Origin of the sequence: Streptomyces sp. SID14478, assembly GCF_010548525.1 — a bacterium.
Taxonomy (GTDB): domain Bacteria; phylum Actinomycetota; class Actinomycetes; order Streptomycetales; family Streptomycetaceae; genus Streptomyces.
The window spans coordinates 1-23700 of record NZ_JAAGMG010000474.1; the positions used below are offsets into that span (position 1 = coordinate 1).

Consider the following 23700-nt stretch of genomic DNA (forward strand, 5'->3'; position numbering starts at 1 on the left):
CTCGCGCGGTGGTGGCTGCGGCGGATGCGGCGGGGGTCGCCTCCGCCGTCTTCTGCACCATGCGCTACGCGCGTGCCACGTCGCAGTGGATCGACGAGCAGGCCGCCGCGGACGGCTGGTTCACCGGCCGCGCCGACTGGTACGGCGCGCTGTACACGCCCGGTGACGACGCCGCGATCCGTGCCTCGACGCCGTGGCGCGCGGAGCGGGGCGCGCTGTGGGACGTGGGCCCGCACGCCCTGTCGGTCCTGCTGCCGATCCTCGGCGACGCGGAGTCGGTGACCGCCCGGCGCGGCCCCGGCGACACCGTGCACCTGGTGCTGCGCCACGTGTCGGGCGCCTCCGCCACGGCCGCGCTCAGCCTGACCACTCCCTCCGCGGCGGGCGGCGTCGCGGTCGAACTGCGGGGAACCAAGGGGGTGTTCACGATGCCGGTGGGCGGCAGCACGGCCCAGGAGTCGCTCGCCAGGGCCGTCGACACCTTGCTGGACGCGGCCCGCACGGGTGTCGCGGCCCCCTGCGACGCACGCTTCGGCCTCCGCCTGACGGAGATCCTCTCCGCAGCGGAGCGCTCCCTGGACTCAGCAGCATCCGAACCACACCTCGGCGAGTGAGCCGAGCTCCGTCTCCCCGCCCGGCGGCGGCAACTCCCGCAGGTACCACGCCAGATCGGCGTACACGTGCAGCAGGGCGTACGCCATGACCGTCCGCGGGTCGACGACCCGCCCGTACGCGGCGGCGAACCGCGCCATGAGCCGCGGACCACGCGCTCATCGGGCCCCGACCGGGCCCTCTACGCTGGTGACCATGCCGCTCCAGATCAGTGCCACCAACCCCGAGCACCCGGTGCTCCTGCTCGCCCTGCCGTGGCACATCCCCCTGGAGGAGTGGCCCGAGGAGTACCTCGTGCCGCTGCCACGCGGCATCTCCCGGCACGTCGTGCGCTACGCGCGCGCCGGGGACGAGGTGGTGGCGGTGAAGGAGCTCGCCGAGCGTCCGGCCCTGCGCGAGTACGAACTGCTGCGCACGCTCGACCGGTTGGGGATTCCCTCGGTCGACCCGCTGGCCGTCGTCACGGGCCGCGAGCAGCCGGACGGAAGCCCGCTGGAACCGGTCCTGATCACCCGGCACCTGGGCGGATCCCAGCCGTACCGCTCCATGTTCGAGACGACGCTGCGCCCGTCCACCGTGCACCGCCTGATGGACGCGCTGGCCGTGCTGCTGGTCCGGCTGCACCTGTCCGGGTTCGCCTGGGGCGACTGCTCGCTGTCCAACACCCTGTTCCGGCGCGACGCGGGCGCGTACGCGGCGTATCTCGTCGACGCGGAGACGGGTGAGCTGCACCCGAAGCTGAGCGACGGGCAGCGCGAGTACGACATCGATCTGGCGCGGGTGAACATCAGTGGCGAGATGCTCGACCTGGAAGCGTCGGGGGCGCTGCACCCGTCCATCGACCCGGTCGAGTTCGGTACCGAGATCGCCGGGCGGTACGCGAACCTGTGGAGCGAACTGACCCGTACGTCGGTCTACCCGGCGGGCAAGCACCACTACATGGAGCGCCGCATCCGCCGGCTGAACGACCTGGGCTTCGACGTGGCCGAGATGCAGATCTCCCGTTCGCCGCAGGGCGACACCGTCACCTTCGTGCCGAAGGTCGTCGACGCGGGGCACCACCAGCGCCAACTCCTGCGCCTCACCGGCCTGGACGCGGAGGAGAACCAGGCGCGGCGTCTGCTCGGCGACCTGGAGAGCTGGATGGCCACCCAGGACGACGCCCCGGACGCCCGCCCGGAGGTGCTCGCCCACCGGTGGGTCCGCGACGTGTTCCGCCCGACGGTGCGCGCGGTGCGCGACCGGATCCCGTCGCCCATGGACGCGGCGGAGCTCTACCACGAACTCCTGGAACACCGTTGGTACCTGTCCGAGCGCGCCCAGCACGACATCGGCCTGGACGCGGCGGCGGAGGACTATGTGAAGGGGCTGCGCAAGCCCGGCTGACCAGGACGGCCGCGCGGGACCGGGCGCGGCCGGTGCCGTGGCCGCTACGTAATGGCGAGTGACGGCACCGACCGCAGCCAGTGACCCCCGGACACCGCTCGGGGACGAGAACAGGACGTGCGTCGTGCAACGCATTTTCCGGCCACATCGAACAATTGGCTGGCCCGGTCCGCTCTCTTCCTCAAACAGCCCCAGAGGCTGGCGGGTTAGCCCGACGCCGGGAAATTTCGGCCATTTTCGAGCGGCCCGGCACAGGTGCCGCATCACTGTGTCTACGCGCCCACAGATGATGAAACCGGCAGGTGGACAACCCCGCACGCCCCATCATGACGGACCGTCTGATCGTTTTCTTCGGGCAATGTTTATTACCAAAGACGATGGGAGTATTTAGACTGCTCACGCTCAACTCGGCGTGTACGAAGAGGGATTACCCACCATGAACAAGAAGGCGCTCCGCGCCCTGCTCCGTGAACGGCGCGCCCTCATAGCCCCTGAGTCCCACGGCTTCACCCGCCCCACGGGACAAGGACGGCGGGCGCCCGGCCTGTCACAGCACCAGGTCGACCAACTACTGCACCGCACTCTGGGGACGTACCACCGGCTGGAGTCGGGGAGCTACCCGAACGCGCCCACCGATCTGCTGCGCGATGTTGCCCGCCTGTTCGGGCTGAACGAGCAGGAGTGGGTGCTGTTGTGCCGGTATGCACTGCTGCAGGATCCACCGGGGGCGCTGTACAACACGTCGGGCAAGGAAGTTCCCGGGGTCTGGCAGGAGGCCGTGGACGGGATGACCCACATGGCCTACGTGTCGGACGCGTCCTGGGATCTGCTCGCCTGGAACCAGGCGTTCGTCACGTTGTTCCCGAGCGGGCGTCCCCCGGGCAACACGATGCGCTGGATGCTCCTGGAGCCGGAAGCCCGGGTCGTCCTCAAGGACTGGCCTCACACCTGGGCTCCGCTGGTCATGCCGCAATTGCGCGCGGCGCTCGCCAGCCGGCCCGAGGACGACACCCTGCGCCAGATCGAGAAGGAGGTGCTCGCCGACCCGGAAGGGGCAGCGCTCTACGAAGCCGGCGGAGCCGCGATCCACCCGGACGGCGACGAACGGCCCCTGCTGCACCCGCAGTGGGGTGCCGGCTGGGCCACGATGTGCGCGGCTCAGCCGCTCACCACGCCGGGCGCCCGCCTGATGATCCTCGTGTTCCACCCGGGCGTCCGGAACACACATATGCGCAGGCCCGCACTGCAGGCCTGAGAGCTGCAGCCCCTTCTGACTCGTCCCGTATTGACGTAACTTGAAGGCTCCCCCACGCCCCCTTGACCCCAGTGGGAGCCTCCACATGCCTGCTTATATCTCCAGACCCATCACCGCTCTCGGCGCTCACAAAGTGACGACTGCCGAGATCGTCGACGACATACGCGCGCACCACTACGACCACCCCCGCCTCAACGCCCTGGTACGTGCCGTCACCGGATGCGGCGTCCAGACCCGCTACTTCAGCCGTTCCCTCGACGTGGGCACCGTCGCAGGCGAGGCCGGAATCGCCGACCGCGTACGGGCCGACTTCGAGGACGCCCTCGATCTGTCCCAGGAGGCGGCGCTCGCCGCGCTCGCCGCCAGCGGTCTCGCCCCGACGGACCTCGACGCGATCGTCACGACGCACACCACCGGCTGGGCCGTACCCAATCTCGACATATCCCTGATGACCCGGCTCGGCATGCGCCCGTCGGCACGCAGCCTCGCGGTGACTACGGCCGCGTGCACGGGCGGGGCCAAGTGCCTGATCCGGGCCTCCGAGATGGCAGCGGCTCGTCCGGGAAGCAAGGTGCTCGTGGTCGCTGCGGAGATTCTCTCCACCGTGTACCACCACAGCGACAGCGGCATCGAGTCGATGATCTACAAGGCCCTCTTCGGCGATTCCGCGGCGGCCGCCGTGGTCAGCGACACACCGCTCGGTCCCGGGTTCACCGTCGAGGACTCCTTCGAGTACACCCTCCCCGGCACGTCGGAGCGCCTCGCGGGCCGGATCGAGGCGGACGGCATCCACTTCGACGCCACGAAACAGGGCCGGAACTCGAGCGGGGAAGTCCTGCCCGTGCTCCGGGACTGGCTCGGCCCCCGGTCCACCGATTTCGCCGTGATCCACCCGGGCAGCCCCCGCATCATCGACGACACGGCCGCCCTGCTCGGGCTGGACCCGCAGGCCGCCCGCCACTCCACCGACACCCTCACGGACGAGGGCAACCTCGGCGGCGTCAGCGTGCTGCGGGTCCTGGAGCGTACGCACGGCGAGCCCCCCGCGGCCGGCGCCCGCGGCACCATGGTCGCCTACGGCCCGGGTTTCACCACGGCCGCCCTGCACGGCCACTGGCACGCCTGACGAGACGGCCCGGCCGACCTGTTGAACGTCCCATCGGGACTCATGTCCCACTGGGACATAAAGGTGTACTGTGGAAGTCATGAAGGCGAACGAGCCCACCCGACCCCCCGAGGACCGTCGGCAGGTCAAGGCCCGGCGTACGCGTGAGGCGCTGGCCGAGGCGGCCGTCGCGCTGGTGCTCGAGCGGGGGCTCGGGGACGTCACCGTCGAGGCGATCGCCGAGCGCGCGGACGTCACGCGCCGCACCTTCAGCCGGCACTTCACCGGCAAGGAGGACGCGGCGCTGGACTTCACCCGCGCGGACGGCGCCCGCATCAACGCAGCCCTGCGGGCCCGCCCCGTCGAGGAGCCCCCGCTCCTCGCGTACCGCAGGGCCGTCGCGGACTGGCTGGCCGACCGGGAGACCCCTTCCTGGCACCACCGTCCGCGGCTGCGCGAGCTGTACGCCGCCGTGGACGGCGAGCCGGCCCTGTTCGCCGCGTACGAACGCATCCGGGTGGACGCCCAGGACGAGTCCGTCCGCATCATCGCCGACCGACTCGGCACCGACCCGGCCCGGGACGCGCGTCCCGAGGTCGTCGTCGGCGCCGCGGCCGGTGTGCTGACCGCCGCGCTGCGCACCTGGGCGCGCGGCGGCAAGGACGCCGAAGACCTCGCCGATCTGGTGGCGCGGGCCTACGACGCCCTCATCGAGGAGGCCGCCCGGTCGGCGGCCGCCTCCGACACCGCAACCAGTACGTCGAGAGAGTGACACGCACCATGAGCACCACCACCCCCACCACCGGCCGGGTCACCGAGTACGCCGCCGAGTTCAGCGGCCGGACCGCCCTGGTCACCGGCGCCGCTTCCGGCATCGGTCTGGCCACCGCCCGCCGCCTCGGCCGCGGCGGCGCGCACGTCGTCATAGCCGACTTCAACGAGCAGGGCGCGAAGGAGGCCGCCGAGGCGCTGAAGGGCGAGGGCATCGACGCCGCCGCCGTCGCGCTCGACGTGACGAAGCCCGCCTCCGTCGAGGCCGCCGTCCGGTTCACCGTGGACACCTTCGGCGGGCTCGACCTGGCCGTGAACAACGCCGGCATCGGCGGCGCCAGCGCGCCCACCGGCGAGTACGACATCGATGTCTACGACCGTGTCGTGCGGACCAACCTCGACGGCGTCTTCTACTCGATGCGCTACGAGCTCCCGGTCATCGAGGCCGCGGGCAAGGGCGGCGCCATCGTGAACGTCGCCTCGATCCTCGGCTCGGTCGGCTTCACGGGCTCGCCCGCCTACGTCGCCGCCAAGCACGGCGTCGTCGGCCTGACGAAGACGGCCGGAGCCGAGTACGCGGCCAAGGGCATCCGCGTCAACGCGGTCGGCCCGGGCTTCATCGAGACCCCGCTCCTCAAGGAGATGGACGAGGCCGCCTACGACGGGCTCGTCGCGCTGCACCCGGCGGGACGGCTCGGCCGGTCCGAGGAGGTCGCCGAGTTGATCGCGTTCCTGCTCTCGGACCGCGCCTCGTTCCTCGCCGGCAGCTACCACCTGGTGGACGGCGCCTACACCGCCGTCTGAGCCACGCCCGACGCCGGAAGACACCCCTTCACGGGCCTTCGCGATGCTCTCCATTGTGTCGCGAAGGCCCTTCCGGCACTTGTGCCGCCTCCCCAGTCATGGAACGGTCGGCCCGGGGAAGGCGCAGGGTTTCGGTCGAGGAGGGGCGCGGCAGCACCATGCAACGGCAGGCAGTACACGGCACACCGGGCGGCGGCAAGGCCCGCGAGTCGTACTTCGACAACGTGAAGTTCCTGACCATCGTGCTCGTCGCGTGCGGACACGCGTGGGAGCCGCTGACCTACGGCAGCCGTGCCGTGACGGCGGTGTACCTCACGGTCTACGCCTTCCACATGCCGGCGTTCGCGCTGGTGTCGGGATACTTCTCGCGGAGCTTCGACATGGCTCCGGGGCGGCTCAAGCGCCTGGTGACCGGCGTCGTCGTGCCCTACGTCGTCTTCGAGGTGGCGTACACGCTGTTCTACCGCTGGGCGCAGGACGACCCGGGGTATCCGATCAGTCTGCTGGACCCCTGGTACCTGATGTGGTTCCTGGCGGCGCTGTTCATCTGGCGGCTCTCCACGCCGCTGTGGCTGCAGTTGCGCCATCCCGTCCCGGTGGCGCTCGCGCTCGGCACGGCCGTGTCGATGTGGCCCGGCGCGGGCGGTGATCTCGCGCTGCAGCGTGTCCTGCAGTTCCTGCCGTTCTTCGTGGTGGGCCTGGTGCTGCGGCCCGAGCACTTCTCGCGGCTGCGCAACTGGCGGGCGCGCCTGCTCCTGCTGCCGGCCGGGCTCGCCGCGCTGGTGGCCGCGTACCGGGTGGCGCCATGGTTCGACGCGGGCTGGTTCTACCACCGGGGCAGTGTCGTGGGGCGCGGGGTGCCCGCGTGGTGGGGGCTGTGGGCGACGCCCGCCCTGTTCGCCCTCGCGCTGGTGCTCACGGCCGTCTTCCTCGCGTGGGTGCCCGGCCGCAGACTGTGGTTCACCGCGCTGGGCACCGGGACCATCTACGCGTATCTGCTGCACGGATTCGTCATCAAGGCCTCCCGTTTCGGCGCGTGGTACGACCATCCGTGGCTGCACACGCCGCTGGGCGAACTGGCGGTCACGGCGACGGCGGTCACCGGGATCACCCTGCTGTGCACGAATCCGGTGCGCCGGGTGTTCAAGTACGTCGTCGAGCCGCGCATGGAGTGGGCGTTCCGGCGTACGCAGCCGAAGCCGGAGCCCGCGCAGCCTCCCGCGGGCCGGGAGAAGGTCACCTCCGGCGGCGGGTGAGCGTCTGCGCCGAGGCGAGCAGGCAGTGCATGCGCTCGGTGAGCGAGGCCAGGTCGTCGGCGGGGCTGTGGAAGGGGATGCGCACGTCGGCCTGTCCCCGGGTGCGCTCCAGACGCAGCGTCAGGCCGTGCCGGTCGACAGCGAGGGGCTGGACGCGCACGACGCCGTGCAGGCTGTCGGCGGTGATGAGCCGGGTGAGCTGTTCGACGGCCTCGGGGTGCGCCTCGGCGAGGTGCGTCAGCAGCCGGGGCTCGGCGAGGGCCAGCGGGTCGGGCGCGGCGGCGGCGAGTTCGTCGAGGTCGATGCCGAGGCGTTCGGTGCGGGTCTGCAGCACGGCGCGCTCGGGGCGCAGCACCATCTCCTCGCCCTGCGGCACGAGTTCACCGGAGAGCCACAGCCGGGCCCGGACCCGGTCGCGTACCGGGACCGGTGCGGCGTCGGCGAACTCCAGGAGCGTGGTGGGCCGGCCGTGCGGGGAGCAGAGCACGGCGGCGGCCAGCACGCTGTCCGGCGGCGGCGCGATCCGCACGGTGCCGTCCTCGGTGACGCGGTGCGCGCCGACGAGGTCGTCCTGTCCCACGTCCGTGGTGACGCCGCAGGTCCATGCGGCAGCGAGTACGGAGCGTGCGCGGGCCGCCGTGGTGGGCACGGCGGTAGCGATCTGTCGGACACCCATCCCGAACCTCCATTAGGTAAGCCTTGCCTAACTTATCGGAGATCGCCGGTGAGGGTCCACCCCATCGCCCGGTGTCGCCGCCGCGCCGGCCGCCCCCGGGTGCGATTGACTCGCCGCGTGCGCCGTTTCCTCGCCTTCCTCATGGTCGTCGCCGCCGCGGTCGCGACCCTGCTCCTGTCGCTGCTGTTCTCGCCGTGGTGGTGGTGCGCCGCGGGCCCGCTGCTCGCACTCACCGCGCTCGGCACCTGGGACCTGACGCAGTCGCACCACTCCGTACTGCGCAACTACCCGCTGCTCGGGCACCTGCGGTTCCTGATGGAGGACCTGCGCCCCGAGGTCCAGCAGTACTTCGTGGAGCGCAACTACGACGGGCGGCCCTACGACCGCGACGTACGCAGCATCGTGTACGAGCGGGCCAAGGGCGAGGAGGCCGAGGAGCCGTTCGGCACGGAACGGGACGTGTACGAGAACGGGTACGAGTACCTGGTGCCGTCGATGCGCCCCGTGGATCCGCCCGACGGGACCCCGACCGTGCGCGTCGGCGGGCCGCACTGTTCGCACCCGTACGACATGGCCCTCCTGAACGTCTCGGCGATGAGCTTCGGCGCCCTGTCCGCGCCCGCGATCCGCGCCCTCAACAAGGGCGCGGCACTGGGCGGCTTCGCGCACGACACCGGGGAGGGCGGCCTCTCCGACCACCATCTGGCGTTCGGCGGCGACCTGGTCTGGGAGATCGGCACCGGCTACTTCGGGTGCCGCACCGCCGAGGGCGGCTTCGACCGCGCCGAATTCGCCGCCAAGGCCGCCCACGCGCAGGTCAGATGCGTGTCCGTGAAGCTGTCGCAGGGCGCGAAGCCGGGCATCGGCGGGGTGCTGCCGGGCGGCAAGGTCACCGCGGAGGTCGCACGCGTACGGGACGTGCCCGAGGGCGAGACGGTGGTGTCCCCGCCCTATCACCGGGAGTTCGCCACTCCCCGTCAACTGGTGCTGTTCCTACAGGAGTTGAGAGAACTGACAGGCGGCAAACCGGTCGGGTTCAAGCTGTGCGTGGGCTCGCGGGCCCAGTTCCTCTCGGTCTGCAAGGCGATGCTGGAGGAGGGAGTGACACCGGACTTCGTCATCGTGGACGGGGCGGAGGGCGGCACGGGCGCCGCACCGCTCGAATTCGCCGACCACCTCGGCACCCCGCTGACCGAGGGGCTGATCACCGTGCACAACGCCCTCGTCGGTACGGGACTGCGCGACTGGATCCGGATCGGCGCCAGCGGCAAGGTGGCCACCGGCGCCGACATCGTCAAACGGCTCCTCCAAGGGGCGGACTTCACGAACGCGGCCCGCGCCATGATGTTCGCGGTCGGCTGCATCCAGGCGCAGCGCTGCCACACCAACACCTGCCCCGTCGGTGTCGCCACTCAGGATCCGCGCCGGGCACGGGCCTTGGACATCACAGACAAAGCAGAACGGGTCCACCACTACCAGCAGGCGACGGTGCGCAGCGCGGCGCAGATCATGGCGGCGATGGGCGTCACGGACCCACGACAACTGCGGCCCGACCTGCTGATGCGCCGCATCGCACCGCACGAGGTGCTCTCCTACGCCCGGCTCTACGACTGGCTGGAACCCGGCAGCCTGACCGACGGGGCGCCCGCGTCCTGGGCAGCCGACTGGGCGGCGGCGCACCCCGACCGCTTCTGAGCTCCCGAACGCCCCAACTCCACGCGAACGGGGGGTGAATATGCCATCCGCCCCCGCACCGCGAACCGGACCGGCATCATGCCGCCATGGACGATACTGCGCTTCTGCGGGATCTCTTCACGCCCGACGAGTACGAAGCGGTCCGCAGGCACGCGGACCACCTGGGCGTGACGGTCGTCGAGTACGTTCGCCGCACGGCTGCCGAACGGGCCATGGAGCGGCTCCACTTGGCGCAGGCCATCGAGACCCAGGCACTGCACCTCGGCAAGCTGTCGATACCGCAGGTGGAGCGGGCACGCTGCGCGGACGGCGCCTCGTCACCGGCACTCGACCGTTTCCTGGACGCTCTGGCCCACCCCACAGAGGACGACTGATGCCGCGTCGCTCCGCGTGATCCCGGGCGGCCGGGGCACACGAAATCCATGGCATCGGTGACGGCCTGCTCCACGACCGCGAACCGCGCCCCCCACCGGACGCCGGTGGAACCGACCCGGGGCGCACTCGCGCAGGGCCGCGCGTCCGATGCGGACGACGTGCTGTTCGACGCGGCGGGCGCGTGTGGCGCCCACCTGCTGATCGGCCGCCGCATCGGTCACGCGTATCCCGCACTCGTGGGCCCGCGGGAGCACTCCCGCTTGGCGATCACGTTCCGTGGGAAGGGGGACCGTTACCGAAGCAAGGTCCACGCAGGATGCAAGGAGAGGGAGTGATCGCAATGCGTGCGCTCAGGGACGCCGATCGGCGTACCGCACGCGTGGAGTACCTGATGCCGCAGGGCTCCGGCGCCGCCCGCTGGGCCCGCCGCCTGACCCGGTCGTTCCTGGCCGGACGCCCGGGCGAGGCGGCGGACGCCGAACTGGTGGTCTCCGAACTCGTCACGAACGCCAACCGGGCGGCCGTCGGCCGCTGCCGGATGAGTCTGTGCCTGGAGGCGGGCGAGCTGACCGTCGCGGTGCAGGACGACGGACCGGGTCTGCCCGCACTCAAGCCCGCGTCCGAGTCGGCCGAATCGGGCCGCGGCATCGCTCTCGTGCACGCCCTCGCGCACCACTGGAGCGTCGAGCCGCATCCGCGGGGCGGCAAGACAGTGCGGGCGGTGTTCGCGCCCTCCTGACCCGCCGCCCCGGACCGGACGGGACCGGCTCAGTGGCCGCGCTTGATCCACTCGTCGAGCTGCGGCGCCTCCGCCCCGATCGTCGTGCTGTCACCGTGTCCGGTGCGTACGACGGTCTCGGGCGGCAGGGTCAGCAGCCGCTCCCTGATCGAGTCGACGATCGTCGGGAAGTCGCTGAACGTGCGACCCGTCGCGCCGGGGCCGCCCTGGAACAGGGTGTCTCCCGTGAAGACGGTGCCGAGCGCGGGCGCGTACAGACTCACCGCGCCGTGGCAGTGCCCCGGCGTGTGCAGAACCGTCAACTCCACTCCCGCGACGGTCAGTTGCTGTCCGTCGGTGAGCTCGGCGTCGGGCGCCCGGTCCGGATGCGTACGCTTCCACAGCTCGGTGTCGGCGGGGTGCAGCAGGATCGGCGCACCGGTGCGGGCGGCGAGGGCGGGGGCGGCGTCGATGTGGTCGTCGTGCGCGTGGGTGCACACGATGGCGACGAGCCGCCGCTCGCCCACTGCCGCGGCGATGGCGTCGGCGTCGTGCGCCGCGTCGATGACGAGGACCTCGGAGTCGTCACCGACGAGCCACACGTTGTTGTCGACGTCCCAGGTGCCGCCGTCCAGGGAGAACGTGCCGGAGGTGACGAGGTGTTCGATCCGGGCGCCGCTGTCCGTCGTGCCGGCCATCAGAACACCACCACCGAGCGCAGCACGTCACCGTGGTGCATCCGCTCGAACGCCTTCTCCACCTCGTCGAGCGCGATCGTCTCCGTGACGAACGCGTCGAGGTCCAGACGCCCCTGCTGATAGAGGTCGATCAGCATCGGGAAGTCCCGGGAGGGCAGGCAGTCGCCGTACCAGGACGACTTGAGCGCACCGCCGCGCCCGAACACGTCCAGCAGCGGCAGATCGAGCCGCATCTCCGGCGTCGGCACGCCGACGAGCACCACGGTGCCGGCCAAGTCCCGTGCGTAGAAGGCTTGTTCGTACGTCTCCGGACGGCCGACGGCCTCGATGACGACGTCCGCACCGAAGCCGCCGGTCAGCTCGCGCACGGCCTCGACCGGATCGGTGGAGCGGGAGTTGACGGTGTGGGTGGCACCGAGCGAGCGGGCCGTCTCCAGCTTCTTGTCGTCGATGTCCACCGCGATGACCTTCGCGGCACCCGCCAGCCGGGCGCCCACGACGGCGGCGTTGCCGACTCCGCCGCAGCCGATGACGGCGACGGAGTCGCCCCGCCCGACCTCGCCGGTGTTGATGGCGGCGCCGATGCCGGCCATCACTCCGCACCCGAGCAGCCCGGCCGCGGCCGGGGAGGCGGCCGGGTCGACCTTGGTGCACTGCCCGGCGGCGACGAGCGTCTTCTCGGCGAACGCGCCGATGCCCAGCGCCGGCGACAGCTCGGTGCCGTCGGCCAGGGTCATCTTCTGCTTGGCGTTGTGCGTGTCGAAGCAGTACTGGGGGCGGCCGCGCAGACAGGCCCGGCACTGCCCGCACACGGCGCGCCAGTTGAGGATCACGAAGTCCCCGGGCGCGACCTCGCTCACGCCCTCCCCCACCGACTCCACGACGCCCGCGGCCTCGTGCCCGAGCAGGAAGGGGAACTCGTCGTTGATCCCGCCCTCCCGATAGTGCAGATCGGTGTGACAGACCCCGCACGCCTGGATCGTCACCACGGCTTCGCCCGGTCCCGGGTCCGGCACGGTGATCGTCTCGATCGTCACCGGTGCGCTCTTGGCCCGCGCGATCACGCCCTGCACCTGCTGTGCCATGACGGTCGGCCCTCTTTCTGTCGGCGTCGTCTTCCTGCGCAGTGTTGCCCACCCATCGTCGCGCACTCCCGTGGTGCAGGACAGCACCGGTCCCCTGGTCGGAGCGTTCTAGGCTGCGTGCGTGCCAGCGCGAACGGTGGCCGCGTCCACCCTGCTCCCCGTCAACGGCGCCCTCGCGGCGACGCTCGTCGTGCTCCTGGTGGTCGCGGCCGCGGTCGCCGCCGTGTTCCGGCTCGCGCCGGACGCGTCGTGGCGGCGGGCCAAGGACATCGCGGTGGCGGGCGTGCGCGCCGCGGTCCAGCTCGGCGCCGTCTCCCTGGTGATCGGGTGGGTGATCCAGCACGGCGCGGCACTGCTCGCCTTCCTCCTGCTGATGTGCACGGTGGCGGCGCGCACGGCGGGCCGCCGCATCACGCCGGACCGCAGCTGGGTGTGGGCGGCGCTGCCCCTCGTGGTACCGGTGACGCCGACCGTCGGCGCGCTGGTCGCCTCCGGCCTGCTGCCGTTGCGCGGCATCGCACTGATCCCGGTCACGGGCATCCTCATCGGCGGCGCACTGACCGCGACGGTCCTCGCGGGCCGCCGCGCCCTGGACGAACTCGCCACACGCAACGGCGAGGTCGAGGCCTGTCTGGCCCTCGGCCTCCTCCCCCACGAGGCCCGCCTCGAAATAGCCCGCCCCGCGGCATCGGACGCCCTGCTCCCCGGCCTCGACCAGACCCGCACGGTCGGCCTGGTCACCCTCCCCGGCGCCTTCGTCGGCATGCTCCTGGGCGGCGCCTCCCCGGTCATGGCCGGCGCGGTCCAGCTCTTCGTCCTCGTGGCACTCCTGGCCGTACAGGCGATCGCGGTGGCGACGACGGTGGAACTGGTGGCGCGGGGGCGGCTGCACCGGTGAGCAGGATTCGCCGGCGGCGAGCCCGTGCGTCGCCGCCCCATTCACCTAGATGAGGTTCACCAACTCGCTGATCTTCACGAAGAGATGAGGTATCGCTTGTGACGTGCCCGAGCATCCGACCTGAGATCCCGTTCCTCCATTGCTCCTCGCTCTCGCGATCCAAGGGAAGGGCGTAACCGTGGGGGCGGACATGCCGTTGCAGGCGCCTGCCGAGCACGTCACTGATGAGATGGACGGAGGGGGAAGCATGTCGTTGGCGGACCAACTACCCGCAATGATCGGCGTTGTTGTGGGTTCGGCCGGCTCCTATGTGGCGCAGAGCCTTACCGAGCGCCGCAAATGGAAGCGCCAGAGAGTCGAGCGGTGGGACGAGAAGCGCTTTGACACGTACAGCCGTTACGGCAACGTTCTCAAGGCACAGCTTCGCGTTGCACAGCGTGTCGGAGCGGCCATGGGATACGCCGACGTCACCGATCCCTTGGACCCGGACCAAGGCTTCCCGCTGATGGCGGAGGCCGAATCCCTCCGGGCGGCGGAGTGGGAGTCCATGCTGTTGGTCGGCGACGCACCGACCATCGCAGCGGCCCGGAAGTGGCACGAAGCCGTCTGGACCATAGAGCTGCTCGTACGCGAGGGATGCCCTTCCCCGAGCGACTGGACCAAGGCCCACCGCAACGCCAGCGCCGCGCGCGACACCTTCTATCAGAACGCCCGCCAGGACCTGGGCATCGGCGGCGCCCCTCCCCCGTCCGGACAGTGGCCCCGGCCCTGGCGGTCGGAACTGTCGGCGTAGGGGCCAAGGGCCTTACAGCCCCGGCGAACCGGCCCAGGAGTACCGCTGACAACACTGCGGACCATCAAACCGACTTCAGGCGACTGCGACGACGACACAAGACTGGGGGATGATCAGCGTGAGGCAGATGCGCGCCGTCGCCCTCTCCGTGGCTGCCATGGCTGTCGCCGGAACGGCCACCTTCACCGTGCTCCAGGCCACCGGCGACGACGCCGGGGACGGAGCGGTTCAAGACAACCTGATGGCCACGGACTTGTCCAAGGACGAATACGTCTGAGCAGGAAGCGGGCTGTTCAGGCGTTTTCCTCAGTCGGCCACGGCACAGACGGTCAGTGTGCCGATGTGACCGGGGGTCGGCGCCTCGATCACCAGTGCTTGAGCGCTGGCGAACCCGGCGCGGGTCAGGTGCCGTTCCCACACGGCAGGCTTGCAGCTGTAGCGATAGGTGAACATCGCCTTCCCCGCGAACCCGCCCTTGTACATGCCCTGCGGGCCGTAGGCGCCGGGGATCGCCGGTGGCTGGGAGAACACGAACACCCCGCCGGGCGCCAGGCGTTCACGCACGAGCGGGAACAGCCCGCTCGGGTCGGTGAACCAGGCGGCACCGAAGATCGAGTACACAGCGTCGTGGGTCTGCGTGTCCTCCGCCAGGAAGTCGAGCACCTCACCGCACTCGAACTGCGCGCTCGTCTGCGCCCACCGCTCGCCGGCCTGCTTGACCATCACCGGCGAGAGGTCGACACCGCGAGCCTTCACGCCGCGTTGCGCCAGATAGGCCACGGCACGGCCGGTGCCACATCCGATCTCCAGCGCGCTGGCCGGCTGCCCCAGCAGCTCAGGGCCGGGGCCGTGCCCGGCGTACTGCGTCCAGTTGAACACCGGCTCCATGTCGTCCTTGAACGCCGACGCGGCATAGGCGTCCCAGAGTTCGGTCTCTGCGGCGATGTCGTGAGGTACGGGCACTGCGTTCCTTCGTCAGTGGTGGTGAACCCGCCTCCACTCGGGGGCGTGAGGGCGGACGCTTGTGGCGGTCAGTGGCTGTCAGGCACCTTGTCATCGCACGGCGAACAGTCGGCGCCGTCCACGGCCCACATCTCCGCACTCGGCTCGAAGCCCTGGCCGCGGATCACGTCCACGGTGCGGAGCACGAGGCCGTCGGTGCGGCGCTGCACGAGCGGCGCGTGATGCTTGTACGCGCCGCTCTTCGCGACGTTGTAGACCTCGAAGAACGCGAAGGCCACCGGGGTGTCGAGGTAGATCTGATGTACCCCCAGGTCGGCTATCTTGCCGATCCCGAGGTGCAGGTCGGGGCGTTCCAGGGCGGTGATCAGGTACATCACTCCGTTGCCCAGGATCTCTTCGGCCCACGAACGGGTCAGCAGGTTGTCGCGCATGAGCAGTGCGACCTCACGGTCACACAGATCGCCCTCGTTCCCGGGCGCGTCGAAGACGTTGTAGGTGTGCTCCCTCACGAACGGGCGCACCGCATTGAGGAGTTCACGCGGATCCCTGCTCGCGGTGACGAGCGGGCGTTCAGCCAGGACAGTCACGGGTGTTTCCCTTCTGGTCGGGATCATGGCCCGCCCCGGTCGCCTCACCTCCGGACGGCCGGGGCGGGAGTTCAGCGAGCGGCAGCGGGGCCTTTGCGATGCCGTGCCGTCCCCCACTGCCGCTCGGTCTGGGGGATGCCGGGCTCGTAGCGCGGGAAGCCCAGCGAGCCGGCCGGATGCTGATCCAGCGGCACAAGTCCCAGGGCGAACCGGCACACGGGGCATACGTGCGCGACGTGTCCGCCGAGGGAGGCGACGTGTTCGAGGGCGACCGCCACCGGCTCGTCCGTCTCCCTGCCGCACTCGCGGCAGACCTCGCGGCTCACCGGGTCCCGTTCTTCCACGGCCGGGGCGAGCAGTCCGGAGCGCAGGCCCACAGGTCGATCGGTTCGCCGCATACGCACCGCCCCGGCGTCGTCAGGCTCAGCTCTGCGATGTTCGTCCGCAGGCGCTCGTCTTCGTCGGCGAGCCGGACACGAGCGGGGTCGGCATCCCACTCGCGTCCGCCGCCCGGCGCCCGGAGCTGGACGTAACCCCCGACATGGCCCATGACGCGGCCCGGCTTGTCCCGTTCGGTGTCGACGACCAGAGTGCCCCTAGTCCATTCACTCTTCACCTTTACGGCCCCCTCGCCGGATCACGTCTTCCAGTCGTCTGGCCACATCGGCACGGACGCTGCCGAGGATCACGGGCCCGAGATGCGGCGACGCGTGGTCGGCAACGAGCGTGGGCAGGACGATGCCCGCTTCGCTCAAGGCCGACCGCAGCGACTCGGTCGCCATCTCGGGGTCACGTCCAGCGGCGGCTTAGGTCGTGTGGCCATGAACAGGACGCTAGGGAAGGCGTGTTCGCCGTAACAGTGAATGTTCTCGGATGGTCTCGTACCCTGGCCGAATGTTCTCTGGTGTTCTCACGCGGAGAGCGAGAGCCTGTGGTGCAGGGCCCGGTGTGCGGCCATCCTGGATTGATCAACGTCCCTCGAAAGGACTCGGTCATGAGGCAGCTGCGCTTCACCGGCACCGACAGCAAGAACGGCGGATGCCCGGCACTTCACGAGGACTTGGACACCCGCGAGGTCATCGTCCAGGGCACACCGCTCACCGACCCGGACGACGTGACGCAGCTCCAGCACTTCGATGCCGGGGACGTCGCCGTCGTCGTACCGCGTCAACTGCTCGTCAAACTGGGCACCGAAGGAGATGGACCGTGTGCCAGAGCTGATCGGTCCGGATGAGTTCGCCCGTCTCTTCGAGACGTTCGAGCACACCGCCTGGCACCTGGAGACGCGGCGCGGCTACGCCTCCGACCGCGAGGACCCTGACTACGCGGCCTTCCTCAAGACCGGGCAGGTGCCCTGGGATCTGGACAGCGCGTGGAACCAGAACATCAAGCGCCAGACCGACGCGGGCAGGAGCGTCGGCCGGGTCCGCGTCGTCGACAACCCGCCGACCGAAGGCCAGCGGTTCCTGATCGGCTACGCCGGATGCAACGCAGCATCTGGCGAGGACGTCGGCTGCCTGTGGCGCGCCGACGCACAGCGGATCAACCTGCTCGAAGAAGACTTCTGGATCTTCGACTCGCGGCTCGTCGTCGTCCTGCATTTCGACGACGCCGACGTACTGACCAGCATCGAGACCGTTACGGAGCCCGCCGAAGTGGTGCGGTACTCCATGGCGCGTGACGCCGCCGTGCATCACGCCACTCCGTACGAGTACTTCGCGGCACAGGTGTCCGCGACCGAGTGACTGTGAGCGTGACCGGTGAGCACTGACTATCAGCAGGCACGGGAAGCACTCGGGGCACGTCTGAAGGAACTCCGAATCCAGCGCCCCGAAGGCAAGCTCACCGGTCCGCAGCTCGCCGGCCTGCTCGGCTGGCCGCACTCGAAGATCTACAAGCTCGAAGGCGGCAAGCAGACCGCGACTCGGGAAGACCTGCACGCCCTCGCGGACGCCGTCGGCAGTCCCGCCGCGTTCGATGAACTCGCCGCCCGCCTCGCCGGTTTCGAGACCCAGATCCAGTCATGGCGCCGTCAGCTGGCGAGGGGGCACCGGCCTGTGCAGGACCGTTGGAACGCAGAGGTCGACCGGGCCGCCGTCATCCACGCATGGGAAGAGGCGGTCATTCCCGGCATGATCCAGACGGCCGACTACGCGCGCCACGTCTTCCGCCACTATGCCGGGCTGCACGGATCGGCCGATGACGTAGAGGACGCCGTGCGCGCCAGGGCACGGCGGCAGGACTGGCTGTCCGAGCGTGGCCACCGGTTCCGCGTCCTCATCTGGGAGGCGGCGCTGCGCTCCCTGGTCTGCCCACCGTCCGTGCTGGCGATCCAACTCGACCGGCTCACCGCGATGATCGGCATGGACACAATCGAACTGGGGGTCATTCCGTTCTCGGCTTCCGTGAAGGTCGCCCCTGCCAACGGCTTCTGGGTACTCGACCGGCGACTCGTCATCGCAGAGGACTGGCACGCCGAACTGTGGCTCGACGATGCCGACAACGTCGCCCTGTACATGAAGGTCTGGAACACGTTGCGCGAGTCCGCGGTGTACGGCGCCGACGCGCACAACGTCATCAACGCGGCCCGGCGGACGCTCAGCTCACGGTGACTCCCGCGACGGCACCTGCACGGCCGGCTCGCTCGGCAGCCGCCAGGCTTACTCGCCCCATTCGTCCGCACGCCGCCGATGGCGAACGCGGCAAGTCACAGGCGTGCGAGCACGTACAGAGTCAGTGACCACGGGCGCGCACCTGCGGCGGCGTGTACGGCTCATCCGACCGGGGCGAGAATCACGCGAGTGTCAGTACTGGGCACCCCACGCAAAGAGGCGCCCGCCTCGATGCGAGGGGGGCGCTTCGTCCGGTAAGGGGTGGAGGCGATCAGAGGGCCGGAGCCGCGTACTCTCCGGACCATGACCGTTTACGACGCAGTAGAAATCGACCGCCTCCAGGGCGGATCCGCCGACCTGTCCCAGTACCTGGGCAAGGCCGTCTTGATCGTCAACGTCGCTTCGAAGTGCGGGCTCACCCCGCAGTACAACGCGCTTGAGGACCTCCAGAAGCAGTTCGCGGACCGCGGCTTCACGGTGCTCGGGGTGCCCTGCAATCAGTTCATGGGGCAGGAGCCCGGTTCCGCTGACGAGATCGCCGAGTTCTGCTCGGCCACGTACGGCGTGACCTTCCCGATGACGGAGAAGGTCGAGGTCAACGGGGGCGAGCGGCATCCTCTGTACGCGAACCTGGTGGAGACGGCGGACGCCGAGGGGCACAGCGGCGACATCCGCTGGAACTTCGAGAAGTTCCTGGTCGGGCGGTCCGGCGAGGTCGTGGCCCGCTTCGCGCCGCAGACCACCCCGGACGCGCCCGAGGTCGTCGCGGCGATCGAGCGGGAGCTCCAGGCGGTGTGAAGAGCGAGGGTCGGCGGTTCCTCCTGCTGAGAGTCGGCAGGAGGCTCGGCCCAGCCGATTCACAGGGCTTCAGATGTGCGGTTCCGCAGGGACGCCGGTCCAGCGCAGTGCGGCGGGCAGGTGTCGCATGTCGTTGGAGACGAGGACGGTGGCCGGTCGGTCCGGGGTGTAGCGGATGACCGTCAGTGCCGCGTTGGCGTGGTTGAGGCAGAGCCAGCGCCATTTCGGTGCGTGCATGGCGTCCCGGACCAGCCAGGCGACCAGGAAGTTGTGCGTGACCAGGAGTTCGTGCCGGTCCGCTGTCCCGGCTACCGGCCCGGTGAACAGCTCCAGGGCCTGGCGGGCCAGGGCCGCTCCCTGGGTCCGTTCCTCGTCGGTGGTGTCGGCGAGGAAGCGTAGGAAGAAGTCTGCCGATGCGGGCGGGAGTTCCTCCCTCTGCGGTATGTAGGGGACGTAGTCACCTGCCGCTTCCGAGATCCGCAGCGGGACGTTCGGCAGGTGGTCGCCCACTGCACGTGCTGTCTCCCGTGCCCGGGGCAGTGGGCCGTGGTGCACCGCGGCGAGCGGGATGTCCCGGACGCGGTGGCCGAGCAGCGCGGCCTGGCGGCGGCCCACCTCCGTCAGCCCGTTCTCGTCCGGGGCGGCCTCGCCGTGCCGGACGAGGTAGAGGTATCGGGTGGCTGTGCCGGTCATCGCGACTCTCCTGCCTCCGTGCCATGGTGATCTTGTCGATGGAGGGACGTCGGCGCGGTCCGGTCCGGTTGCGAGGGGCGCGGGGCTGGATGACGGTGGTGATCAGGGCACCAAGGGAGGCGACGTGCAGCTTGAACAGGTCAGCGACGCGGCGGGCGAGGAACACCTCTATCGCCAGCTGTACGCAGGGCTGCCGGTTCCCATCCCGGATCTGACGAAGGTGAGCTGGCCGGAACCGGCGGGCACGATCTCCGGGAGCGAGGGGGACGCGCTGGTGGGGTGGGTGGTGTTCTTCGCCCATCCGAGCGAGCAGGGCGCGGCGATTCTTCAGTGGATCATGGTCGAGCGGGAACGCGAACGGATCGCGAAGGTCCACAACACCGAGCCTCCGGGCACCCGCTCGGAGCTGGAGACGCTGGTACCCCTGGTACAGGAGGCGGCCGATCAGGCCCGTGCCGCCGGGTACTCGCGGCTCGAATGGTTCCCTGCGGAACCCGGTTTCGCCGAGGGGCTTTGTACGTTGCTGGAAGCGGAGGCGCTGGACGACGAAGAGGGCGATCGCTTCTACCGGTTGAGTCTGTAGCGCCCAGGGCTCAAGCGTCCCGCGTCTGTCGGTCCGCTCCGGGAAGCGCGGTCCGCGCCGGTGAGCCCGGCTCCTGCGAGGCGGCATTCATACGCACACGACCGCGTGGCTGCCGCGCCTGCGTCGCCATGGGAGTGTGCTGAGCCCCTCCCCGTAGAAGAATGTGCGCGATGACTGCAACGGAGCGCCTCGGACCCGATGCCGCCACTCCCGGTGTGCGGCTGTCGTCGGCACGCGGACGGTGGATCCTGTCGTGCGTCGTGCTGGCCTCCGGAATGGCGATGCTCGACGGGACCGTCGTGAACGTCGCGCTGCCGACCATCGGCCGCGATCTCGGGGCCTCGCTGTCCGTCCTGCAATGGGTCGTCAACGCCTACATGCTGACGCTGTCCGCGCTGCTGCTGTGGGGTGGCGCGATGGGCGACAGGATCGGGCGGCGGCGCACGCTGGTGCTCGGCGTGACGTGGTTCGCGCTCGCGTCGGCGCTGTGCGGACTCGCCCCGAACGAGGGGACGTTGATCGCGGCGCGGGCACTGCAGGGAGTGGGCGGCGCGCTGCTCACGCCGGGTTCCCTGGCGCTGGTGCGGTCGGTGTTCCACCCGGACGACCAGGCGCGGGCGGTGGGCGCGTGGTCCGGCCTCACCGGTGTGGCAGGAGCGCTCGGGCCGTTTCTGGGCGGGTGGCTGATCGACGGGCCGGGGTGGCGGTGGATCTTCCTCATCAACGTGCCGCTCGCCGCGCTCGTGCTGGCCGTCGCGGTGCGGCACGTGCCCGAGAGCCGGGACGCGGGGGCCGCCGACGCCCCGTTCGACCGGGCCGGAGCCGTGCTCGCCGCGGTGTGCTTGGCGGGGGTGAGTTACGCGCTGATCGGGTCGTCCGGCGGTGCCTCCGCCCTGTCCACGGCGCTGCCCGCCGTGCTCGGCGTCGCCGCCGGTGTCGCTTTCGTGCTCGTCGAGCGGCGCCGCTCCGCGCCGATGCTGCCCCCGTCGCTGTTCGCCTCGCGCCTGTTCAGCGCGGCGAACGGGATGACGCTCTGCCTGTACGCGGGGATCGGCGGCATCCTCTTCCTGCTGCCCGTGCAGCTGCAGATCACCTTGGGATACGACGCGTTGCAGGCCGGCACGGCGACGCTCCCGGTGACCGCGCTGATGCTGCTGCTCTCCGCGCGGGCCGGTGATCTCGCCCGCCGGGTGGGGCCGACGCCGCCGCTCGTCGTCGGCCCGCTCGTCGCCGCGGCCGGGGTGCTGTTGATGCTGCGGATCGGGCCCGACGCGTCGTACGTCGCGCAGGTACTGCCCGCGGTCGCCGTGCTCGGCCTGGGCATGAGCCTGTTCGTGGCGCCCTTGACCGCGACGGTCCTCGCCTCGGTGGAGCCGGAGCACGCCGGGCTCGCCAGTGGGGTGAACAACACGGCGGCGCGCGTCGCGCAGCTCCTTGTCGTCGCCGCGCTGCCGCTGGCCGTGGGCCTGTCCGGGGAGGCCTACACCCGGCCCGCCGAGGTGAACGACTCCTTCCACCGGGCCGCGTACGGCTGTGCCCTGCTGTTCACGCTGGCGGCCGTGACGGCGGCGGTGTTCGTCCGCCCGCGGCAGATACGGCCGCGCCTCGACGAGGCCCCGAAGCCGCAGTGCCGGTCCCATCTCGGGGTCAGCGGACCGGCCCTGGAGCCCGGCGCCGAACGGTGAGCGTCCGCCTCACCCCTGGCGGCCGAACAGTCCGGCCAGCGCGCGGTCGACGACGGCACTCACGTCCTCCTCGCCTGCGGGGACGAGAGCGTACGAGCGCTGCAGGAAGCGCCGCAGGGCCGAGGTGTCGAACTGGACGACGGCCATCCCTTCGGGCGCGTGCAGTTCCACGACCGTCCTGGCCCGGCCGCACGGCCAGACGTGCACGTCACCGGAGCCCGCGGGCGTGCGCAGGCCCTCGTCGAGCAGGGTGCGCGCGAACGCCCATGTCACCTCGGTCCCGGCGAGCGTGACCGCAGCGGGAAAGACCAGCTCGACGGCGAGCGGGTCGGCGCACGTGTAACGAAGCGTGACGGTGACGGGGCGCTCGGGTCCCCGGCCCCCGGCGGTGACGAGCCGGGCACGGGCGGGCTGTTCGAGCATGACGGGCAGCGTGGTCGGCATGGCAGGCTCCCTTTTCTGCGCTGCGTGTTCCTGATGCCTGTTCGACGCGGCAGCGGGCGCACGCATTACGGCAAAGCCCGAGGACGTCAGTGTGACCTGCGCCACTCACCCCTCCATAATCCGACATTTGTCAATTATCGTTGCAAACTTGCCGCCCGATCCGCAGTCGGGCCATTCCGCATGTATCGCCTCGAATAGATCGCCTTGACCGCCGATGTCAGACGGAAGAGTCCTGCCATGACCGACGGCCCCGCCGCCGCGCCGATATCCGAGTACGCCCGCATCTACGAGGCCGAGCAGCCACGCCTCGTCGCGTACGCCCGCTCGCTGACGGGGAGTCCCTGGCTCGCCGACGACCTGGTCGCCGAGGCGCACTTCCGGGTGTGGCGGCGGCTCGCCTCCGGACATGCGATCGACAACGTGCCCGCCTATCTGACCACCACCGTGCGCCACCTCGCGGCCACGGCCGGACGCGGGGCCGCCCGGGAGACTCCGCTCGACCCGCACGTCGGGGTCGAGTCGGCGCCGGTCTTCACCGCCGCGTACGACACCGAGGACCCGGCCGCCCGTGCGGCGGGTGTGGATCTGCTGACGCGGGTGCTCGGTCAGTTGCCGGAGCGCTGGGTGAAGGCCCTGTGGCTGGCCGAGGCGGAGGGGCAGCCGCTGGAGGCGGTGGGCCGCCGCATCGGCGCGGGCAGCGGGGCGACGGCCGTGCTGCTGCACCGGGCGCGGGAGGGGATGCGGCAGGCGTTCCTGCGGGCCCATCCCGGTACACCCGAGGATCCGGCCTGCCAGACGCACTGGGACCGGATGCCGGCGCACGTGCGCGACGGCGCGTCCGCGCGCCAGTCCGAGAAGCTCCTCGCGCACGTCGACACCTGCGACGACTGCGGGGCGCGGCTCGCGGTGCTGCTGCGCGCCAACACTCGGCTGCCCGCCCTCACGGGCCCTGCGCTCCTGGTCTTCGCCCTCGGCGGCGCGGGCAAGTTCCTGCTGCCGCTCGCAGCCGGAGCCGGTGCCGGTGCCGGAGCGGCGTCCGGTGGTCATGGCACGGGCGGCGGACTTCTGCACGGGATGCGCCACGTACTGGCCGGCGGCACCAAGGCGCCTGCCGCGGTGGCCGGCGTCCTGGGGGTCTCGGTGGCGGGCGCGGCGGTCGCCGCCGGGCTCGTCCTGTCCGGACCCGGGGACGCGACGCCGCCGCAGCG

General features: G+C 70.8%; 28 protein-coding genes and 1 pseudogene. 19 read left to right on the forward strand and 10 right to left on the reverse strand.

Features of this window, described 5'->3' with window-relative positions:
- A partial coding sequence (locus G3I40_RS15570) for a gfo/Idh/MocA family oxidoreductase (protein WP_164302758.1) occupies positions 1-614 on the forward strand: 614 nt, incomplete at its 5' end.
- Here the strand turns inward: G3I40_RS15570 and G3I40_RS15575 are convergent.
- Positions 582-752 carry a hypothetical protein gene (locus G3I40_RS15575; RefSeq protein WP_203644141.1) on the reverse strand — a complete coding sequence of 57 codons (171 nt, stop codon included), beginning with the start codon at positions 750-752 and terminating at the stop codon, positions 582-584. The genes G3I40_RS15570 and G3I40_RS15575 overlap by 33 nt on opposite strands.
- 55 nt (positions 753-807) lie before the next feature.
- Between G3I40_RS15575 and G3I40_RS15580 the strand changes: the two genes are divergently transcribed.
- The 6 genes from G3I40_RS15580 to G3I40_RS15605 all read left to right on the forward strand — a co-directional run bounded on the left by G3I40_RS15580 (position 808) and on the right by G3I40_RS15605 (position 7189).
- On the forward strand, positions 808-1998 hold the full coding sequence (locus G3I40_RS15580; protein ID WP_164302759.1) for a DUF4032 domain-containing protein: 1191 nt from the start codon (positions 808-810) through the stop codon (positions 1996-1998).
- A 436-nt stretch (positions 1999-2434) separates the two neighbouring features.
- On the forward strand, positions 2435-3253 hold the full coding sequence (locus tag G3I40_RS15585) for a helix-turn-helix transcriptional regulator (protein ID WP_164302760.1): 819 nt from the start codon (positions 2435-2437) through the stop codon (positions 3251-3253).
- Between the two features lie 133 nt (positions 3254-3386).
- Positions 3387-4379 carry a PhlD gene (locus tag G3I40_RS15590; RefSeq protein ID WP_343244939.1) on the forward strand — a complete coding sequence of 331 codons (993 nt, stop codon included), beginning with the start codon at positions 3387-3389 and terminating at the stop codon, positions 4377-4379.
- A 79-nt stretch (positions 4380-4458) separates the two neighbouring features.
- Positions 4459-5130, forward strand: coding sequence for a TetR/AcrR family transcriptional regulator (locus tag G3I40_RS15595; RefSeq protein ID WP_164302762.1), 672 nt, complete (start codon positions 4459-4461; stop codon positions 5128-5130).
- 8 nt (positions 5131-5138) lie between these two features.
- Positions 5139-5933, forward strand: coding sequence for an SDR family NAD(P)-dependent oxidoreductase (locus tag G3I40_RS15600; RefSeq protein WP_164302763.1), 795 nt, complete (start codon positions 5139-5141; stop codon positions 5931-5933).
- Between the two features lie 158 nt (positions 5934-6091).
- On the forward strand, positions 6092-7189 hold the full coding sequence (locus G3I40_RS15605) for an acyltransferase family protein (protein WP_164302764.1): 1098 nt from the start codon (positions 6092-6094) through the stop codon (positions 7187-7189).
- On the opposite strand, the gene G3I40_RS15610 is transcribed toward G3I40_RS15605, so the two are convergent.
- Complete coding sequence (locus G3I40_RS15610; protein ID WP_164302765.1) at positions 7170-7865, reverse strand: DUF2470 domain-containing protein; 696 nt, start codon at positions 7863-7865, stop codon at positions 7170-7172. The genes G3I40_RS15605 and G3I40_RS15610 overlap by 20 nt on opposite strands.
- Positions 7866-8006: 141 nt before the next feature.
- On the opposite strand from G3I40_RS15610, the gene G3I40_RS15615 reads away from it, so the two are divergent.
- The 3 genes from G3I40_RS15615 to G3I40_RS15625 all read left to right on the forward strand — a co-directional run bounded on the left by G3I40_RS15615 (position 8007) and on the right by G3I40_RS15625 (position 10674).
- Positions 8007-9560, forward strand: coding sequence for an FMN-binding glutamate synthase family protein (locus tag G3I40_RS15615; RefSeq protein WP_164302781.1), 1554 nt, complete (start codon positions 8007-8009; stop codon positions 9558-9560).
- Between the two features lie 86 nt (positions 9561-9646).
- The gene (locus G3I40_RS15620; RefSeq protein ID WP_164302766.1) at positions 9647-9934 is read left to right on the forward strand and encodes a hypothetical protein; all 288 of its coding nucleotides are present in this window, start codon (positions 9647-9649) and stop codon (positions 9932-9934) included.
- Positions 9935-10275: 341 nt separating this feature from the next.
- Positions 10276-10674: an ATP-binding protein gene (locus G3I40_RS15625; protein WP_239091761.1), complete on the forward strand. Its 399-nt coding sequence runs from the start codon at positions 10276-10278 to the stop codon at positions 10672-10674.
- 29 nt (positions 10675-10703) lie between these two features.
- On the opposite strand, the gene G3I40_RS15630 is transcribed toward G3I40_RS15625, so the two are convergent.
- Both G3I40_RS15630 and G3I40_RS15635 read right to left on the reverse strand, forming a co-directional pair.
- A complete protein-coding gene (locus G3I40_RS15630; RefSeq protein ID WP_164302768.1) occupies positions 10704-11351 on the reverse strand; it encodes an MBL fold metallo-hydrolase in 648 nt (215 codons plus the stop codon).
- Positions 11351-12436: an S-(hydroxymethyl)mycothiol dehydrogenase gene (locus G3I40_RS15635; RefSeq protein ID WP_164302769.1), complete on the reverse strand. Its 1086-nt coding sequence runs from the start codon at positions 12434-12436 to the stop codon at positions 11351-11353. The genes G3I40_RS15630 and G3I40_RS15635 overlap by 1 nt, the downstream gene beginning before the upstream one ends.
- Before the next feature lie 121 nt (positions 12437-12557).
- Here G3I40_RS15635 and G3I40_RS15640 point away from each other — a divergent pair, with 121 nt between their 5' ends.
- From G3I40_RS15640 to G3I40_RS15650, 3 genes are all read left to right on the forward strand, one after another.
- The gene (locus tag G3I40_RS15640) at positions 12558-13334 is read left to right on the forward strand and encodes an ABC transporter permease (RefSeq protein WP_343244940.1); all 777 of its coding nucleotides are present in this window, start codon (positions 12558-12560) and stop codon (positions 13332-13334) included.
- Positions 13335-13581: 247 nt separating this feature from the next.
- The gene (locus G3I40_RS15645) at positions 13582-14127 is read left to right on the forward strand and encodes a hypothetical protein (RefSeq protein WP_239091760.1); all 546 of its coding nucleotides are present in this window, start codon (positions 13582-13584) and stop codon (positions 14125-14127) included.
- Between the two features lie 118 nt (positions 14128-14245).
- Positions 14246-14404, forward strand: coding sequence for a hypothetical protein (locus tag G3I40_RS15650; protein WP_164302770.1), 159 nt, complete (start codon positions 14246-14248; stop codon positions 14402-14404).
- Between the two features lie 29 nt (positions 14405-14433).
- Here the strand turns inward: G3I40_RS15650 and G3I40_RS15655 are convergent, their stop codons facing one another.
- The 4 genes from G3I40_RS15655 to G3I40_RS46460 all read right to left on the reverse strand — a co-directional run bounded on the left by G3I40_RS15655 (position 14434) and on the right by G3I40_RS46460 (position 16459).
- On the reverse strand, positions 14434-15090 hold the full coding sequence (locus G3I40_RS15655) for a class I SAM-dependent methyltransferase (RefSeq protein WP_164302771.1): 657 nt from the start codon (positions 15088-15090) through the stop codon (positions 14434-14436).
- 68 nt (positions 15091-15158) lie between these two features.
- On the reverse strand, positions 15159-15677 hold the full coding sequence (locus G3I40_RS15660) for a hypothetical protein (protein ID WP_164302772.1): 519 nt from the start codon (positions 15675-15677) through the stop codon (positions 15159-15161).
- 71 nt (positions 15678-15748) lie between these two features.
- On the reverse strand, positions 15749-16075 hold the full coding sequence (locus G3I40_RS15665) for a hypothetical protein (RefSeq protein ID WP_164302773.1): 327 nt from the start codon (positions 16073-16075) through the stop codon (positions 15749-15751).
- Between the two features lie 207 nt (positions 16076-16282).
- Entirely contained in the window at positions 16283-16459 is a 177-nt protein-coding gene (locus G3I40_RS46460) for a hypothetical protein (RefSeq protein ID WP_203644144.1), read from the reverse strand.
- Positions 16460-16671: 212 nt separating this feature from the next.
- Between G3I40_RS46460 and G3I40_RS15670 the strand changes: the two are divergent.
- The 3 genes and pseudogenes from G3I40_RS15670 to G3I40_RS15680 all read left to right on the forward strand — a co-directional run bounded on the left by G3I40_RS15670 (position 16672) and on the right by G3I40_RS15680 (position 19087).
- Positions 16672-17422 (forward strand): annotated as a pseudogene (locus G3I40_RS15670) (DUF6879 family protein).
- 15 nt (positions 17423-17437) lie between these two features.
- Positions 17438-18289: a helix-turn-helix transcriptional regulator gene (locus tag G3I40_RS15675; RefSeq protein WP_164302774.1), complete on the forward strand. Its 852-nt coding sequence runs from the start codon at positions 17438-17440 to the stop codon at positions 18287-18289.
- Between the two features lie 303 nt (positions 18290-18592).
- Positions 18593-19087, forward strand: coding sequence for a glutathione peroxidase (locus tag G3I40_RS15680; protein WP_164302775.1), 495 nt, complete (start codon positions 18593-18595; stop codon positions 19085-19087).
- Between the two features lie 69 nt (positions 19088-19156).
- Here the strand turns inward: G3I40_RS15680 and G3I40_RS15685 are convergent, their stop codons facing one another.
- Positions 19157-19780, reverse strand: coding sequence for a histidine phosphatase family protein (locus G3I40_RS15685; RefSeq protein ID WP_164302776.1), 624 nt, complete (start codon positions 19778-19780; stop codon positions 19157-19159).
- Between the two features lie 124 nt (positions 19781-19904).
- On the opposite strand from G3I40_RS15685, the gene G3I40_RS15690 reads away from it, so the two are divergent.
- The gene (locus tag G3I40_RS15690; protein ID WP_164302777.1) at positions 19905-20363 is read left to right on the forward strand and encodes a hypothetical protein; all 459 of its coding nucleotides are present in this window, start codon (positions 19905-19907) and stop codon (positions 20361-20363) included.
- A gap of 170 nt (positions 20364-20533) precedes the next feature.
- Positions 20534-22048 carry an MFS transporter gene (locus G3I40_RS15695; protein WP_164302778.1) on the forward strand — a complete coding sequence of 505 codons (1515 nt, stop codon included), beginning with the start codon at positions 20534-20536 and terminating at the stop codon, positions 22046-22048.
- A 9-nt stretch (positions 22049-22057) separates the two neighbouring features.
- On the opposite strand, the gene G3I40_RS15700 is transcribed toward G3I40_RS15695, so the two are convergent.
- The gene (locus G3I40_RS15700) at positions 22058-22492 is read right to left on the reverse strand and encodes an SsgA family sporulation/cell division regulator (protein WP_164302779.1); all 435 of its coding nucleotides are present in this window, start codon (positions 22490-22492) and stop codon (positions 22058-22060) included.
- 237 nt (positions 22493-22729) lie between these two features.
- On the opposite strand from G3I40_RS15700, the gene G3I40_RS15705 reads away from it, so the two are divergent.
- A partial coding sequence (locus G3I40_RS15705; protein ID WP_164302780.1) for a sigma-70 family RNA polymerase sigma factor occupies positions 22730-23700 on the forward strand: 971 nt, incomplete at its 3' end.